At 73.8% G+C, this 15,069-nt stretch carries 12 protein-coding genes; 6 read left to right on the forward strand and 6 right to left on the reverse strand.

What is annotated here, in order from left to right:
- Genes EV383_RS06175 through EV383_RS06195 form a run of 5 tightly spaced genes read left to right on the forward strand, consistent with a single transcriptional unit; the run spans window position 1 to window position 6,884 of the window.
- A complete protein-coding gene (locus tag EV383_RS06175; RefSeq protein ID WP_130293988.1) occupies window positions 1–2,013 on the forward strand; it encodes an acetyl/propionyl/methylcrotonyl-CoA carboxylase subunit alpha in 2,013 nt (670 codons plus the stop codon).
- The gene (locus EV383_RS06180; RefSeq protein WP_130289006.1) at window positions 2,010–3,524 is read left to right on the forward strand and encodes a class I adenylate-forming enzyme family protein; all 1,515 of its coding nucleotides are present in this window, start codon (window positions 2,010–2,012) and stop codon (window positions 3,522–3,524) included. The genes EV383_RS06175 and EV383_RS06180 overlap by 4 nt, the downstream gene beginning before the upstream one ends.
- Window positions 3,521–4,285, forward strand: a complete 765-nt coding sequence (locus EV383_RS06185) for an enoyl-CoA hydratase/isomerase family protein (RefSeq protein WP_130289007.1) — start codon at window positions 3,521–3,523, stop codon at window positions 4,283–4,285. Before EV383_RS06180 ends, EV383_RS06185 begins: the two co-directional genes overlap by 4 nt.
- A 2-nt stretch (window positions 4,286–4,287) precedes the next feature.
- On the forward strand, window positions 4,288–5,094 hold the full coding sequence (locus EV383_RS06190) for a TIGR03084 family metal-binding protein (RefSeq protein WP_130289008.1): 807 nt from the start codon (window positions 4,288–4,290) through the stop codon (window positions 5,092–5,094).
- Complete coding sequence (locus EV383_RS06195) at window positions 5,094–6,884, forward strand: acyclic terpene utilization AtuA family protein (RefSeq protein WP_130289009.1); 1,791 nt, start codon at window positions 5,094–5,096, stop codon at window positions 6,882–6,884. The genes EV383_RS06190 and EV383_RS06195 overlap by 1 nt, the downstream gene beginning before the upstream one ends.
- 52 nt (window positions 6,885–6,936) lie before the next feature.
- Here the strand turns inward: EV383_RS06195 and secD are convergent, their stop codons facing one another.
- On the reverse strand, window positions 6,937–9,231 hold the full coding sequence (gene secD / locus EV383_RS06200) for a protein translocase subunit SecD (protein ID WP_130289010.1): 2,295 nt from the start codon (window positions 9,229–9,231) through the stop codon (window positions 6,937–6,939).
- Window positions 9,232–9,281: 50 nt separating this feature from the next.
- Window positions 9,282–9,728: a hypothetical protein gene (locus tag EV383_RS31995; protein WP_130289011.1), complete on the reverse strand. Its 447-nt coding sequence runs from the start codon at window positions 9,726–9,728 to the stop codon at window positions 9,282–9,284.
- Between the two features lie 50 nt (window positions 9,729–9,778).
- Here EV383_RS31995 and EV383_RS06210 point away from each other — a divergent pair, with 50 nt between their 5' ends.
- The gene (locus EV383_RS06210) at window positions 9,779–10,759 is read left to right on the forward strand and encodes a molybdopterin-dependent oxidoreductase (RefSeq protein ID WP_130289012.1); all 981 of its coding nucleotides are present in this window, start codon (window positions 9,779–9,781) and stop codon (window positions 10,757–10,759) included.
- Window positions 10,760–10,768: 9 nt separating this feature from the next.
- Here the strand turns inward: EV383_RS06210 and EV383_RS06215 are convergent, their stop codons facing one another.
- From EV383_RS06215 to EV383_RS06230, 4 genes are all read right to left on the reverse strand, one after another.
- Entirely contained in the window at window positions 10,769–12,016 is a 1,248-nt protein-coding gene (locus EV383_RS06215; protein WP_242622927.1) for an MFS transporter, read from the reverse strand.
- A gap of 78 nt (window positions 12,017–12,094) precedes the next feature.
- A complete protein-coding gene (locus tag EV383_RS06220) occupies window positions 12,095–12,340 on the reverse strand; it encodes a hypothetical protein (RefSeq protein WP_130289014.1) in 246 nt (81 codons plus the stop codon).
- 104 nt (window positions 12,341–12,444) lie between these two features.
- Window positions 12,445–13,623 carry a GGDEF domain-containing protein gene (locus tag EV383_RS06225; RefSeq protein WP_242622928.1) on the reverse strand — a complete coding sequence of 393 codons (1,179 nt, stop codon included), beginning with the start codon at window positions 13,621–13,623 and terminating at the stop codon, window positions 12,445–12,447.
- Between the two features lie 908 nt (window positions 13,624–14,531).
- Entirely contained in the window at window positions 14,532–15,014 is a 483-nt protein-coding gene (locus EV383_RS06230) for a phosphohydrolase (RefSeq protein WP_130289016.1), read from the reverse strand.
- Window positions 15,015–15,069 lie beyond the last annotated feature (55 nt).

The raw sequence follows: 15,069 nt of genomic DNA on the forward strand, positions 1-15,069 counted from the left end.
CTGATCACGAAACTGCTCGTCGCCAACCGCGGCGAGATCGCCTCGAGGGTGATGCGCACCGCGCACCGCCTGGGGATCTCCACGGTCGCGGTCTACTCCGACCCGGACGCCGACGCCCCGTTCGTCGCCCTCGCCGACGAGTCGGTGCGCCTGCCCGGCGCGACGCCGGGGGAGACCTATCTGCGCGCGGAGAAGGTGATCGCCGCGGCCCGGGCCACCGGTGCGGACGCGGTGCACCCCGGCTACGGGTTCCTCTCCGAGAACGAGGCGTTCGCCCGGGACTGCGCCGCGGCCGGGCTGACGTTCGTCGGGCCGTCGCCGGAGGCCATCGCGTCGATGGGCTCCAAGCTCGAGGCCAAGGCGCTGATGGAGTCCGCCGGTGTCCCGGTGCTGCCGGGGGCCACCGTCACCGACGACACCGACCTGTCCGCGGTCGCCGCCGGGATCGGCTTCCCGGTGCTGGTCAAGGCCGCGTTCGGCGGCGGTGGCCGCGGGATGCGCGTGGTGGCCTCGGACGCCGAGCTGCGCGACGCCGTCGACGGGGCGCGTCGCGAGGCGGCGTCGGCGTTCGGTGACGGGACGGTGTTCCTGGAGCGCTTCGTCGTCGACCCGCGCCACGTCGAGGTGCAGATCCTGGGAGACACGCACGGCGCCGTCGTGCACCTGTTCGAACGCGAGTGCTCCATCCAGCGCCGCTACCAGAAGATCGTAGAGGAGAGCCCGTCCCCGGCCGTCGACGAGGCACTGCGCTCCGAGCTCGGCGCGGCGGCGGTCGCGGCGGGCAAGGCGATCGGCTACACCGGCGCCGGGACCGTCGAGTTCGTGCTGGGGCAGGACGGTGCGTTCTTCTTCCTGGAGGTCAACACCCGGCTGCAGGTCGAGCACCCGGTGACCGAGCTGGTCACCGGCCTGGACCTGGTCGAGCAGCAGATCCGGGTCGCCGAGGGCGAGGCCCTGGGCCCGGACGTCACCGACGCCCGGATCGACGGGCACGCGATCGAGGTGCGGCTCTACGCCGAGACGGTGGCGCGCGGCGACGACGGTGTCGCCACCTACCTCCCGGCGACCGGCACCCTGCACCGTTTCGACGTCCCCGGGGACGTGCGCGTCGACACCGGCGTCGCGGACGGGTCGGTCGTCTCGCCGCACTACGACCCGATGCTGGCCAAGGTGATCGCGCACGGCCGCACCCGCGGCGAGGCGGCCCGCGCGCTGGCCCGGGCGCTGGCCGGGGCGGCGCTGCACGGCGTCACCACGAACCGGGACCTGCTGGTCGGAATCCTGCGCGAGCCGGAGTTCCTGGCCGGGAGCACCGACACCGGCTATCTCGTCCGCCACGACCCGGTCGCGCTCGGTTCCGGCACGCTCGGTGCCGGCGGGACGCGGCACGCCGCGGCCGCGGCGCTCGCGACGCAGGCCGGGAACCGGGCGTCGGCGCGGGTGCTCGGCGGGATCCCGTCGGGTTTCCGCAACGTCGGCGGGGCCCCGCAGCGGATCGCCTACACACTCGGCGACCGCGAGATCGAGGTGACCTACCGGTTCCGCCGGGGCGGCACCGGGACCGCCCGCGGCCTGGACATCACCGTCGACGGCGAGCCGCTCGGCGAGACCGTCGTCCTGCTGTCGGCGACACCGGACACGGTGACGCTGGAGGTCGACGGCGTGCGCCGCACCTACACGGTGCACCGCAGCGGCGGCCGGTCCTACGTGGACGGCCCGGACGGCTCGGTGGCGCTGGGCGAGGTGCCGCGCTTCGCCGACCCGAACGCCGTCGCGGCGGCCGGGTCGCTGCTCGCACCGATGCCGGGCACGGTCGTACGGGTGCTGGGCGAGACCGGTGCGGCCGTCACCGCGGGGCAGCCGCTGGTGGTGCTGGAGGCGATGAAGATGGAGCACACCGTCGCCGCGCCCGGGGACGGCGTCCTCGGCGAGGTCCGGGTCAGCGCCGGCGACCAGGTCGACACCGGCCAGGTGCTGGCCGTCGTCTCCGACGTGGAAGAGGGGGAGTCGTGAACCTCGCGACACTGCTGCGTCGCAGCGCCGCCGACCACGCCGGTCAGGTGGCACTGCGCCTGGACGACACCGAGGTCGGCTACGCCCGGTTCGCCGAGTCGGCCGGGCGGTTCGCCGCGTTCCTGCGCTCCTCCGGCGTCGAACCGGGGACGCGGGTCGGGTTCTTCCTGCCGAACGGCCTGGAGTACCTGGAGGGCCTGTTCGGGACGTGGCAGGCGGGCGGGGTCGGCGTCCCGCTGAACTACATGTTCCCGGACGCGCCGCTGCGCCACGCCGTCGTCGACTCCGGTGCGCGGTACCTGGTCGTGCTCCCCGGCGACGTCGGGCGCCTGCACGCGGTACTGGGGGACGAGACCCCGGAGCTGTTGACGATCGGTCCGGACGGGTCCTACGCGGCGGCCCTGGCCGCGCACGAGCCGAGCCACGACGTCGTCCCGCGCCTGGACCGCGACGACGCACTGCTGATGTACACCTCGGGCTCCACCGGCGTCCCGAAGGGCGTCCGCCAGACCCACCGCAACATCGCCGCGCAGGTCGAGGGCGTGATCGACCTCTACGAGATCGACGCGGCCGACCACGTCCTGAACTGCATGCCGCTGTTCCACGTCGGAGGCCTGCAGCTGGCGAGCCTGCCGGTGCTGCTGCGCGGCGGGCAGATCACGTTCATGCCGCGCTGGGACCCGCTCGTCTGGATCGAGCTCGCGCAGCGCCTGCGGCCCACCTACGGCGGGCTGATCTCCACGATGATGATCGACGTCGGGAACCGGACGGTCGGGGCGCCGGTCGTGCTCGACTCGTTCCGGATCTGCATGTTCGGCGGCTCCCGCACCCCGACGGCGGCCATCGATCGCCTCGCCGCGGGCACCGGCATCGAGGGCACCGAGATCTACGGCCAGACCGAGCAGAGCGGGCTGGTCGTCACCTACGCACCCGGTGAGGAACGCCGCCCGGACTCGATGGGCAGGCCGCTGGAGCAGGTCGTGCGCACCCGCCTGGTGCCCGTCGACGGGGGCGACGACGTCGTGCCCGGCTCGCAGGACGTCGGTGAGCTGTGGGTGCAGGGCGACGCCGTGACGCCGGGGTACTGGAGCGCGCCCGGCTCGGCGGAGCTCGGGGCGGAGCGCTGGTCGGACGGCTGGTTCCGCACCGGTGACCTGATGTCCGCCGACGCCGACGGCTACCTCTACTACGTCGACCGGATCGACGACATGATCGTCTCCGGCGGGGAGAACGTGTTCCCGCAGATGGTCGAGGAGCACCTGGCCGACCACCCGGACCTGGCCGAGGTCGCCGTGATCGGCACCGCGCACGACCGCTGGGTCGAGCAGGTCACGGCCGTGGTGGTGCCCAACAAGGACGGTGTCACCGCCGACGACGTCGCCGCCTGGTGCGCGAACCACCCGGACCTGCGCGGCATCCACCGCCCACGGCGGATCGAGGTCGTCGAGGCCCTGCCGCGCACCGGCAGCGGCAAGCTGAACCGTCCCGAGCTGAGGAAGAAGTTCCCGTGAGCGATGTCGTGACGTACGAGGTGACCGACGGCGTCGCCTGGCTGACCATCAACCGCCCCGAGGCCCGCAACGCGCTGTCGAAGGCCGTCCGCGACGGGCTGTGGGAGGGCACCCGGGCGTTCGTCGACGACGACTCCGCCGCGGTGCTGGTCCTGACCGGCGCCGGCGACAAGGCGTTCTGCGCCGGCGGCGACCTGAAGGAGATGGCCGAGACCTCCCTGGAGATCCCGCCACCCGACTTCCTGCCCCAGTTCGGCCGCAACATCGACGTCCCGAAACCGACGATCGCCGCCGTCAACGGGGTGGCGTTCGCCGGCGGGTTCCTGCTCGCCCAGCAGTGCGACCTGGTCGTCGCCGCCGAGCACGCCCGGTTCGCCGTGTCCGAGGTCAAGGTCGGCCGCGGGTCGCCGTGGGCGGCGCCGCTGAGCTGGCTGGTGCCGCCGCGGGTCGCGCTCGAGATCCTGCTGACCGGCGACCCGCTCGACGCCGCCCGCGCCCGCGAGGTGGGGCTGGTCAACCACGTCGTCCCGGCCGCCGAGCTGCGCGAACGCACCCAGGCCCTCGCCGCGGGGATCGCCTCGAACGCGCCGCTGTCGGTGGCCGCCGGCAAGCGCACCGCCTACCTGTCGGCACACCACGGTCTCGCCGAGGCCTACGACCGTGCCGAGGAGATCTGGGCGCCGGTGTACCGATCGGCCGACGCGCAGGAGGGCCCGGCCGCGTTCCGGGACAAGCGCGCTCCGGTCTGGAAGGGGAGATAGACATGCCCGTGTCGATGGACACCCTCGCCGACGACCTGGCCGCGGAGTCGGCCGTGCTGCGCGAGCTGCTCGCGCCGCTGGACGACGACGCGTGGCGCCGGGACACGCCCGCGGCGGGATGGCGGATCGCCGAGCAGGTCTCGCACCTGGCCTACTTCGACGACGTCGCCGTGCAGTCCGCGACCGACCCGGACGCGTTCGTCGCGGAGCGGGAGAGGATCGAGGCCGACGGCGGAATCGACCCGGACACGGTCGCCGACCGTTTCCGCGACCTGACCGGCGCGCAGCTCCTGCCCTGGTTCGACGAGGCCCGGGACCGGCTGATCGCATCGTTCCGGGGGCTGGAACCGTCGCTGCGGGTGCCGTGGTTCGGCCCGCCGATGAGCGCCGCGTCGTCGCTCACCGCGCGGATCATGGAGACCTGGGCGCACGGGCAGGACGTCGCCGACACGCTCGGCGTCGTGCGGTCGCCGAGCCCGCGGTTGCGGCACGTCGCGCACATCGGGATCGGGGCACGGAAGTACAGCTACGCCGTGAACGAGATCGCGCTGCCCGAGGTCCCGATCCGGGTCGAGCTCGACGCCCCGGACGGCTCGGCGTGGACCTGGGGTCCCGACGACGCGCCGGACCGCGTCACCGGTCCGGCCCTGGACTTCTGTCTCGCGGTCACCCAGCGCCGGCACCGCGACGACACCACGCTCACGATCACCGGCCCGGCCGCGACCGAGTGGATGACGATCGCGCAGGCCTTCGCCGGAGCGGCCGGCACCGGACGCAAGGCCGGCGAGTTCTCCGGAGGGAACGCCTGATGACCAGCACGACCCGCCCGATCCGCATCGGCAACTGCTCCGGCTTCTACGGCGACCGGGTCGCCGCGGCCAAAGAGATGGTGGAGGGAGCCTCGGCCGACGGGCAGGGCATCGACGTCCTCTGCGGGGACTACCTCGCCGAGCTGACCATGCTCATCCTGGCCAAGGCGCAGGCCAAGGACCCCTCCGCCGGGTACGCGAAGACGTTCCTCACCCAGGTCGAGGACGTGCTCGGCACCTGCCTGGAGCGCGGGATCAGGATCGTCGCCAACGCCGGCGGGTTGAACCCGTCCGGGCTGGCCGAGGCCGTCCGCGCGGTCGCGGAGCGGCTGGGGCTCGACGCGAAGGTCGCCCACGTCGAGGGCGACGACCTGCGCGGAGACCTCGCCGCGATCACCCCGCCGGTCACCGACGAGCCGGTCTCGGCGAACGCCTACCTGGGCGGGTGGGGGATCGCCGAGGCGCTCGGCGCCGGGGCCGACGTCGTCGTCACCGGGCGGGTCACCGACGCCTCGCTGGTCGTCGGGCCGGCCGCATGGTGGCACGGCTGGGGCCCGTCCGACTTCGACGAGCTCGCGGGCGCCGTCGTGGCCGGGCACGTGATCGAGTGCGGACCGCAGGCCACGGGCGGCAACTACTCGTTCCTGAACGAGATCACCGACCGCCGGTACCCGGGCTTCCCGATCGCCGAGGTCGCCGCCGACGGTTCCTCGGTGATCACCAAGAACGAGGACACCGGCGGGCTCGTCTCGGTCGGCACCGTCACCGCGCAGCTGCTCTACGAGATCGGGCCCCCGGCCTACCTGGGCCCGGACTGCACGTCGCACTTCGACACGATCCGCCTGACCCAGGAGGGCGAGCACCGGGTCGGCATCGCCGGGGTCCGCGGCAGCGCGCCGCCGGAGACGCTGAAGGTCGCCCTCAACGACGTCGGCGGCTACCGCAACACGATGACGCTCGTGCTCACCGGCCTCGACATCTCCGCGCGCGCGGCCTACGCCGAGGAGCTGCTGTTCGACGTCCTCGGGGGCCGGGACCGCTTCGCCGAGGTCGACACCCGGCTGCTGCGCTTCGACCACGTCGACGCCCCCGGCAACGAGCAGGCCGTCGCGCACCTGCGGGTCACCGTGAAGGACCCGGACCCGAAGAAGGTCGGGCGGGCGTTCTCCAACGCGACGATGCAGCTCGCCCTGGGCGGGTACGCCGGCTTCCACACCACGACGCCACCGAGCAGCGAGTCCCAGTTCGGCGTCTACCGCCCGGCCGCCGTCCCGCGCTCTGCGGTCACCCAGACCGTCGTGCTGCCCGACGGCGAGCGACGGGTGATCCCGGACCCCCTTTGCTCTGCGCACACCGAGGCCACCACCTCGGGCGCCACCACCTCGAGCGCCGGTGACGCGGGCCCGGGAGAGGCGGACCGGACGCGTGGGGGTGTGCAGAGCAGAGGACCGACGCAGCGGGTCCCGCTGGGCACCGTGTGCGGGGCCCGGTCCGGCGACAAGGGCGGGCACGCCAACATCGGGATGTGGGGCCGCAGCGACGACGAGTACGCGTGGCTGCAGGAGTTCCTGACCCCCGACAAGGTCCGCGAGCTGATCGGCCCGGAGGCCGCCGAGCTCGAGATCGAGGTGTTCGCGCTGCCCAACCTGCGTGCGGTGAACGTGCTGGTGCACGACATCCTCGGGGCCGGCGTCGCGTCGTCGACCCGTCCGGACCCGCAGGCCAAGGGCCTGGGGGAGTACCTGCGCAGCCGGCTGGTCGACGTGCCGGAGTCGTTGCTGTCCGTGTGAGCCGGCCCCCGGGGGTGGCGCGCCGGTGACGGCACGCCACCCCTGGGGGAGGTCAGACGACCGCGCCGTCGGTACGGCGGCGCTCGCCGCGGCGGGCCCGGTCGCGTTTCCCGGCCGGTCGCTCCGTCGGGCGGTCCCGCCGGCCCGGCCCGGCGGGCGTCCGCGGCGGTGCGGACCCGTACCGGTTCTGCAGGACGATCGCCAGCGGCGCCGCGACCACGATCGTCGACGCCGTCCCGGCCACGATGCCGATGATCAGCGCCAGCGCGAAGTCGGCGAGCGTCGCCCCGCCGAGCACCAGCAGCGCGACGAGGATGACCAGCGTGGACAGGCCGGTGTTCACCGTCCGCGGCAGCGTGGAGAGCACCGCCGACCCGACGACCCGTCCGAACGGCTCGCCGGCGTGGGCCGCCCAGCGCTCGCGCACCCGGTCGAACACCACCACCGAGTCGTTCACCGAGTAGCCGATCACGGTCAGCAGCGCGGCCACGAACACCCCGTCCAGGGTCCGGCCGGTCCAGGCGAAGAGCCCCACCACGACGACGACGTTCGCGGCCAGCGCGGCGACCGCGCCCACGCTCAGCGTCCAGCGGAACCGGAACGCCAGGTAGGCCAGCTGCGCGGCCAGGGCCACGCCGAGCGCGATCAGCGCACCCCGGGCCAGCTCGGCCCCCAGGCTGGGGCCGATCAGCTCGTCGCGGAGCACCTCGGCGCCCCCACCGGCCGCGCCGACGGCGTCGCGCAGCGCGGCGACCCCGGCGTCGTCGAGGTCGGCGCCGCGCACCGAGATCGTGCCGTCGCCGCTCTCCTGCACGGTCAGCGTGCCGAGGCCGGTGCCGTCGACGGCCTCCCGGGCCGACTCGGCCGGGACGGGGCTCGCAGTGGTGAACTCCACCAGGCGCCCGCCGGTGAACTCCACGCCGAGGTCCAGCCCGCGCACCGCGATCCCGGCGCCGGCCAGCGCGACGACGATCCCGGCGCCGGCCAGGATCGCACCGGTCCGGCGCAGCAGGCCCGGGTCGCGGGTCTCCAGGTTCCGGCGCACCGGCCCGATCGAGGCGATGCCGCTCCACCCCGGCCGCCGTCGCACCGCGGGCAGGCGCAGCACCCAGGTGGTGAGCAGCCGGGACAGGACCAGCGCCGAGAACAGCGACACCAGCACGCCGACGATCAGCGTCACGCCGAAGCCGCGGACCGGGCCCGAGGCCAGCCCGAACAGCAGGGCGGCGGCCAGCAGCGAGGTGACCGTGACGTCGCCGATCGCCGGAAGGCTGCCCCGGTAGCCGGCCTCGGCCGCGCGTTCGAGCCGGGGACGGCGCGCGTACTCCTCCCGGGCGCGTTCGGCGATCAGCACGTTCGCGTCCACGGCCATGCCGACCGCCAGCACGAACGCGGCCAGGCCGGGCAGGGTCAGCGTTGCCCCGATCGCCGTCTGCACCGCGTAGGCGATCAACGCGTACCCGGCGAGCGCGACGACCGCGACGACACCGACCAGGCGGTAGACCGCGATCAGGAACACGCCGGTGAGCAGCGACCCGACCAGCACGGCCAGGGCGCTGGCGGTGATCGCGTCGGCGCCCAGCGTCGGCCCGACGGTGCGCTGTTCGATCAGCTCCACCGGGACCGGTAGCGCGCCGCCCTCGATCAGCACCGCGAGGTCGGCGGCCTGCTCCTGGCTGAACGACCCACTGATCTGGGTGGACCCGCCCGGCATGCCCACCCCGCACGCGATCGACGGGTCGACCTGGGGTGAGGAGATGACCTGCCGGTCGAGCACGATCGCGATCCGCCGCGACGGGTCCCCGGGCGGGGAGCAGGCCGCCTGCGCGGTCAGCTGACGCCAGGCGTCACGGCCCTGCGCCGCGAACCCGATGTCCACGACGTGCCCGACCGAGCTCGGGTCCGGGGTGGCGCGGGCGGAGTCGACGTCGGTCCCGACGAGCGCCTCGGGCCCGAGCGAGAGCTGCCGGCCGTCCTCGTCGGGCGGACCGGCACCGATCCCGGCCACCGGGTGGATGCTCAGCTGCGCGGTGCGGCCGAGGACCTCCGCGGCCTCGGCCGGGTCCTGCAGGCCGGGCAGCTCGACGACGATCCGGTCGGTCCCGGACCGGGTCAGGGTCGGTTCGGCGACGCCGAGGGCGTCGACCCGGCCGCGCAGCACCTCCAGGGTGCGGTCGGTCGCGGCCTCGTCGGCGACGGTGCCGGGGCCGTCGCGGGTCTGCAGGACGATCTGGGTGCCGCCGCGCAGGTCGAGCCCGAGCACGGGCGACGCGGTCAGGGCGACGGTGGCGGACAGGGCGAGCACGGCGCACGCGAGCACGGCGCGCACCAGGACGGAGCGGCGCAAAGGGGCGACCTCGGGATGTGGCCCGTCGGGGACGGGAGCGGGTGACGGCGTCAGATCGCCGCGACAGGCGGGCCGCGTGCCGACCACCCGTCGCCGCTCCCGCCGGAGCCCGGTCCGTCGTGGGTGACGGTCCGCGGCGCGAGCCCGGCGTGGGGCGCGCCGGCCGTCCCGCCGGTCGCCGGGTCCGTCGTCGTCCCGCCGGGCAGGTGCGACGGGCCTGCGGGGTCGGCCCGCGGGCCCGCGTGCGCATCGTGACGGGCCGGGGTCTCCCGGTCCCGCGACGGGTCGAGCCGGAGGTTCCCCGTCCGCGCCGGCACCGTGTCCGACGCCGCGTACGTCGACGACCCCGTGTCCGTCCGTCCCGCCACCGCCGTCGTCCACGACGCGGCCGGGACGGCGACCATCAGGAGCAGCAGCGCCACCAGCAGGCGGCGTGCGGCGGTGACGGCCGGGTCTGTCAGGGCTCGGCGCTCCGGATCGAAGGAGGGAGTGTCCACCGTACCGGCGGGGGTGGACGCCGCGGCGGCGTCGGTGGATCGTGGTCGCCGTGCCCGCTCCCGTCCCGGTGACCATGTCCGGCGGCGGCCCGGTGAAGTGGCAGCCGGAACCGCACCGGCTCGACCCGCGCGCGACCGCGCCGTCCGACGTCTACCTGATCGGGCACTTCGGGCTCGCGACCGTCGACGCCGCCGGCTGGTCGCTGCGTGTGGACGGGCTCGTCGACACCGCGCTCGACCTGGACCCGGACGCACTGCGGGCCCTGCCGCAGACCACCGTCACCACACTGCTCGAGTGCTTCGGCAACCCGCTCGACCCCGACGTCCCGGTGCGCCGCGCCGCCAACGTCACCTGGCGGGGCGCGCCGGTCGCCGAGATCCTGCGCGCGGCCGGGGTGCACGCCGGCGCGACGTCGCTGTGGGCGACCGGGCTGGACTCGGGCGAGTTCGGCGGCGTCGCCTGCACCGAGTACCGCAAGGACGTCCCGCTCGACGTCGCCCTCGCCCGCGGGATCGTCGCCCACGAGATCGACGGCGTCCCCCTCAGCGCGGAGCGCGGGTACCCGGCCCGCCTGGTGGTCCCCGGCTACTTCGGGACGAACAACGTCAAGTGGCTCCGCGCGCTGACGGTGTCCGACCGTCGGCCCGAGCACCTGTTCACCACGCGGCTCTACCTGCGGACGGTGCCCGGCGCCGACGGGCCGCAGCCGGTCCGCGACCTCGACGTGAACAGCCTGGTGACGGTGCCCTCCGACGGCGCGCGGGTCGGCGCCGACGTCGAGGTCGCCGGGTGGGCGTGGAGCGCGGTCCCGGTCGTGGCGGTCGAGGTCGCGGTGGACGGGGAGTGGGCGCCGGCCGAGGTGGAACGGCGCCGCGGCCCGCACGTCACCTGGCAGCGGTTCCGCACGGTCCGCCGCGCCGGGCCGGGCGGGCACACCCTCGCCGTCCGGGCGACCGACCGGGACGGCCGCGTCCAGCCCGTCGACGGGGCCCGCAACGCCGCCCACCACGTCACCGTGGACGTGCGCTGAGTCCGCCCGTCACGCGCTCCGGCCCAGGGCCCGGGCCGGAGGGGTCACCAGGAGCCCGGCGAGAAGGAGCACCGCGGTGATCCCGACCGTGGCCACCCCGGCCGCCGGCGACCAGCGCTGGGCGATCAGACCTCCGGCGAGCAGTGCGAGCCCCTGGGCGCCGATCAGGCCGGCGGCGGCCAGGCCGGTGGCCCGCCCGCGCGCACCGGGCGGGGTCCGCCGCACGAAGCTCGCCTGGGCCTGTACGAGTGCGGCCGCCACGCAGGCTCCGGTCACCGACCAGAGGACGATCGCGACACCGACGGACGGGACCAGAGGACTGACCGTCAGCGGCAGGCCCGCGGCGATCGCCAGGGGCAGCGTCGTCCGCTCGCGCACCTCCGGCCGGACCCAGCGGGTGAACACCAGCGCCCCGACGACGCTGCCGGCCGGGATGGCGGCCATCAGCAGCCCGACGGCGAGCGGTCCGGCCCCGAGCTCGGCGGCGTAGGCGACGGCGAGCCCCTCGGGGGCGATGAAGCAGCCGGCGAGCCAGACCACGAGCGCCAGGGTCCGCAGCTGCGGGTCGCCGAACACGGTGCGGGCCCCCTCGGCGACGTCACCGGTCCATCTCCGCGGCGTACCCGTTCCCGCCGGGCCGCCGCGGGCCGGGGCGGGACGGGCACCGACGCCGAGACGTACGAGCAGCGCCGACAGCCCGAACGTCGCGGCGTTGATCGCGAGTGTGGCCGACGGGGAGAGGACCACGAGGACGGCGCCGCCGGTCGCGAACCCGGCGACCTGGGCGGTCTGCCCGGTGATCTGCCGGACGGCGTAGCCGCGTTCGAGCAGCGTCCCGCGCAGCACCTCGGGCAGCAGTGCCCCCTGGGCGGCGGTGTGCGGAGACCCGAGCAGGACGGTGGCGACGATCAGCCCGCACAGGACGGGCAGCGGGAGCCCGGGCCACACCATCGGCAGCGCGAGGAGCATGCGGCCCAGGTCGCTGACGATCATGACGCGGCGCCGCGGGTAGCGGTCGGCGACCCAGCCGAGCAGTGCGCCGCCGAGCAGCGCCGGCAGGAACGTCAGCGCATAGACCAGGGCGGACAGGGCCGCGGAGTCGGTGCGCTGGAACACCAGCACCGAGAACGCGACGCGGGCGAGCTGGTCGCCGAGGACGGAGACGGCCTCGGCGCTCCACAGCGCACGGAACTCCGGGTTGCCGAACACGGCGCTGAGACGGGGCGACCGGGCGCCGGGCTCTCGCTCGTCGCTCACCGCTGCCGCTCCTCGACGCCGCGGAGTCATCGATCGACCCCGTTCCGTGTCGAACCTACGTCGGGGACCGGTGATCGGTCACCTGCCGGGCTCCTCCAGGGACGCGATGGCGCGGCCGGCGACGTCGTGCAGGAGCCGGCTCGGCGTCGTCTCCTGCAGGCGTTCGAGCACGAGGATGGTCTCGAAGCGCTCGTCGACCGACAGTGCGCGCCCCGGTGCCTGCCCGCCGGGGGTCGGAGGTGGCCCGACCGGCGCCGCGGGGCGGTGCGTCCCACCGGACGGGGTCCGGACGCTCCCGTCGGCGACGTGCCAGTAGCGGTTCATCGCACCGGAGAGTACGTGATCGATCACCCTGTTCGGGGTGCGTTCACCGACGGGGACAGTCCTTCGGCGCAGCACCCGGCGACGGTGCGTGCGTTCCGGGGCCCCTAGCCGGTGGAGCGGAGCCCGAACGGTGGGGTGGGCGGCTGCGGCGACGGGTTCAGGGGCGGCCCGCCGTAGCGGACCTGGACCTGGTTGCGCCCGCCGCGTTTCGCGGCGTAGAGCGCGGCGTCGGCGACCTCCAGGAGCTCCTTGAGCTCGGTCCCGGCCGAGGGGTAGACGGCCGCACCGACCGAGATGCTGACGTCGGAGATCGTCAGCGGCCCGTCGGGGGTGTCGACCTCGAGGCGGAGCTCCTCGACCCGGGCGCGGATCCGTTCCGCGACGTCGCGGATCTTGCCGCCGCGGACGGCGGCCTCGCTCAGGCCCCCGAGGGAGACCACGAACTCCTCGCCGCCGAAGCGCCCGGCCCGGTCGTTCTCGCGGACCTCGTGGATGAGGACCTGGGCGACGGCGTGCAGCACCTCGTCGCCGACCAGGTGGCCGTGCCGGTCGTTGATCTTCTTGAAGTGGTCGAGATCGAGGATGAGGATCGCGGCGATCCGGCCGTCGTGCTGGGCCTGGCGCAGCAGCGTCGTGGTCTGCCACCGCCAGGCGTCCGGGTTGAGCAGGCCGGTCTTGGCGTCGGTGGTGGCGCGGGCCTCGAGCTGGCGCACCAGCGTCGACTGCTCCAGCAGCAGCAGCGGCGGGAACATCAGCAGCAGTACGAACGCCGACGTGCTCCCGAGGACGACGGCGGCGAGCCCGCCCAGGCACAGCGTCCCGATCTCCAGCACGACCTCGCCCCCGGCGAGGATCTTCAGGAACTTCGACCCGGGCTGGGACAGCCGGATGGCGGACACGACCAGAAGTGTGTTGACCACGGTGTAGGCGAACAGCCCGACCACCAGGGCGGCCATTCCGCGATAGGTGTCCAGCTCACCGACGCCGACGTCGAGAAGCACCCGTGCGCCGGCGACGGCGTGCACGGCCAGGACGACCGTCGAGGTGCTGAAGATCTGCCGGTGCGGCGGGGTTTTCGAGGGGCGGAAGACCCGCAGGTAAAGGTGGGTATAGGTGACCACGACGGCCACGCTCGCCAGGAGAGGCGGCAGGAGCAGCGCCGCGGCGAAGGTCCAGACCGAGCTGAGGTCGACGTACCGGGTCTCGGCGATGCGACGCCGTACCCGTTCCGCCCCGATCGACAGCTCGGCGTGTATCGCCGCGGCGACCACCAATGTCGCCATGACGAATATTTGACCGGACTCGATCGGTGCCGGTGAAGTGTGGAAAAGGCCAAATGTGATGACCGTCACGGCGGCGGTCTCGACTACGAGGAGTAGTGACCGGACCCGGGCCGGAAGTCTCCACAACGCCCAACGCGCAGGCAGTATCCGGGACAGGCGCGCCGCAATGGACCGGGCGGGGCCGTCACTTTCTCCGGACAAGGGTTCAGACCTTTGATCGAGTTCTGATCATCAGGATAGCTAACGATTAGGCCATCGTGCCTGGTCAGTACGCCTGACGTGCAGTTGAGGCGACGAGCGGTAGCCCACGAGGGACGAGCGCACAAGATCGGCTATTTTGGTAACGCACCGTAGTCGTTGACCTACGCAAAGACGTATACTTCACTCTGTGGTGAGAAGACGGACACGGCTGGTGATCATGCATCGGCTCTCGCGACCGTCCGTCGCGGGGCTCGTCCGCATCGACCGGGAGGAGGCACGTCCCTTGCGCAACTGGAACTGGTGAATTCCGAGCACGACGCCATTCTGCGAACGATTTCGAAGGAGTAGCCGCGATGCGTAACTGGAACTGGTGAATTAGTACCGATCGAGAACCGTCGGTCCGGCCGAGATGAAGGAGATTTTCGCGATGCGTAACTGGAACTGGTGACCCGATCGATGACGACGCACGAATCGAGTGGCGGAAGGAGCGGGACGAGAATGCGCAACTGGAACTGGTGAACCGTGAGCAGGGTGCAGAACCGATCGAGAATCGGAGACGGCGGTACGGATCGTGCGGCGGGGTCGCCGATCCGGAGAGGTCTCTCGACGCCACCGGCCGAGGGTACTCGTCCGGCCCGGACGGACGGTCCGGGCACGTCCTCCTCCGAGGTGACGACTCCCCGGGGGAGCGGCGGACGACCTGACGGTCAGGACGCCGGCATGCCCGACCGCAGCGCCGCGGTCCGGGTGACGGCGGCACGCACGACCTCGAGGGCGGTGACCGGGGCGACGGGGTCGCCGTCCGGACCGGTGGCGACGTCGCAGTACCAGAGGGCGTCCCGGGTCGGGGTGGCCTCGTCCGGATAGCGATCCAGATCGGTGCCGCGCTCCGCGGCTGCGTGTGCCGCTCCGGCGTGGTGGGCCACCAGCGCGACGATCCGCGTGTCATAACCGCGGACGTCGAGGAAGCGGGCGGCGTCGAGCGGTGCGAAGCCGGTGCGGGTGACGACGGGGGACCGTCCGATGCCGTGCAGGACCGCCGCGATCATCAGCGGGTCCCGGTCGACGCCGGGCAGCTCGGAGAGCTCGCGGGCCCGGATCGCGACGTGCTGGGCGCGCAGCCAGTCCTGCGGCCGCTGCACGGCGAGCAGCGTCTCGGCCAGGGCACGCGCGTCGTCGAACCGGGGCATCCCCCGACCCTAGACGCGGACCCGCGCCGCGCCCGGCCGCCGCACCCGGGTCGGA

Origin of the sequence: Pseudonocardia sediminis, assembly GCF_004217185.1 — a bacterium.
In the GTDB taxonomy this organism is placed as follows: domain Bacteria; phylum Actinomycetota; class Actinomycetes; order Mycobacteriales; family Pseudonocardiaceae; genus Pseudonocardia; species Pseudonocardia sediminis.

What these genes read in the sequence shown, in the direction of transcription:
- EV383_RS06225 (WP_242622928.1), bottom strand. Translation starts at nt 13,623, where the DNA reads ATGGCGACATTGGTGGTCGCCGCGGCGATACACGCCGAGCTGTCGATC.
- EV383_RS06190 (WP_130289008.1), top strand. Translation starts at nt 4,288, where the DNA reads ATGCCCGTGTCGATGGACACCCTCGCCGACGACCTGGCCGCGGAGTCG.
- EV383_RS06220 (WP_130289014.1), bottom strand. Translation starts at nt 12,340, where the DNA reads ATGAACCGCTACTGGCACGTCGCCGACGGGAGCGTCCGGACCCCGTCC.
- EV383_RS06195 (WP_130289009.1), top strand. Translation starts at nt 5,094, where the DNA reads ATGACCAGCACGACCCGCCCGATCCGCATCGGCAACTGCTCCGGCTTC.
- EV383_RS06230 (WP_130289016.1), bottom strand. Translation starts at nt 15,014, where the DNA reads ATGCCCCGGTTCGACGACGCGCGTGCCCTGGCCGAGACGCTGCTCGCC.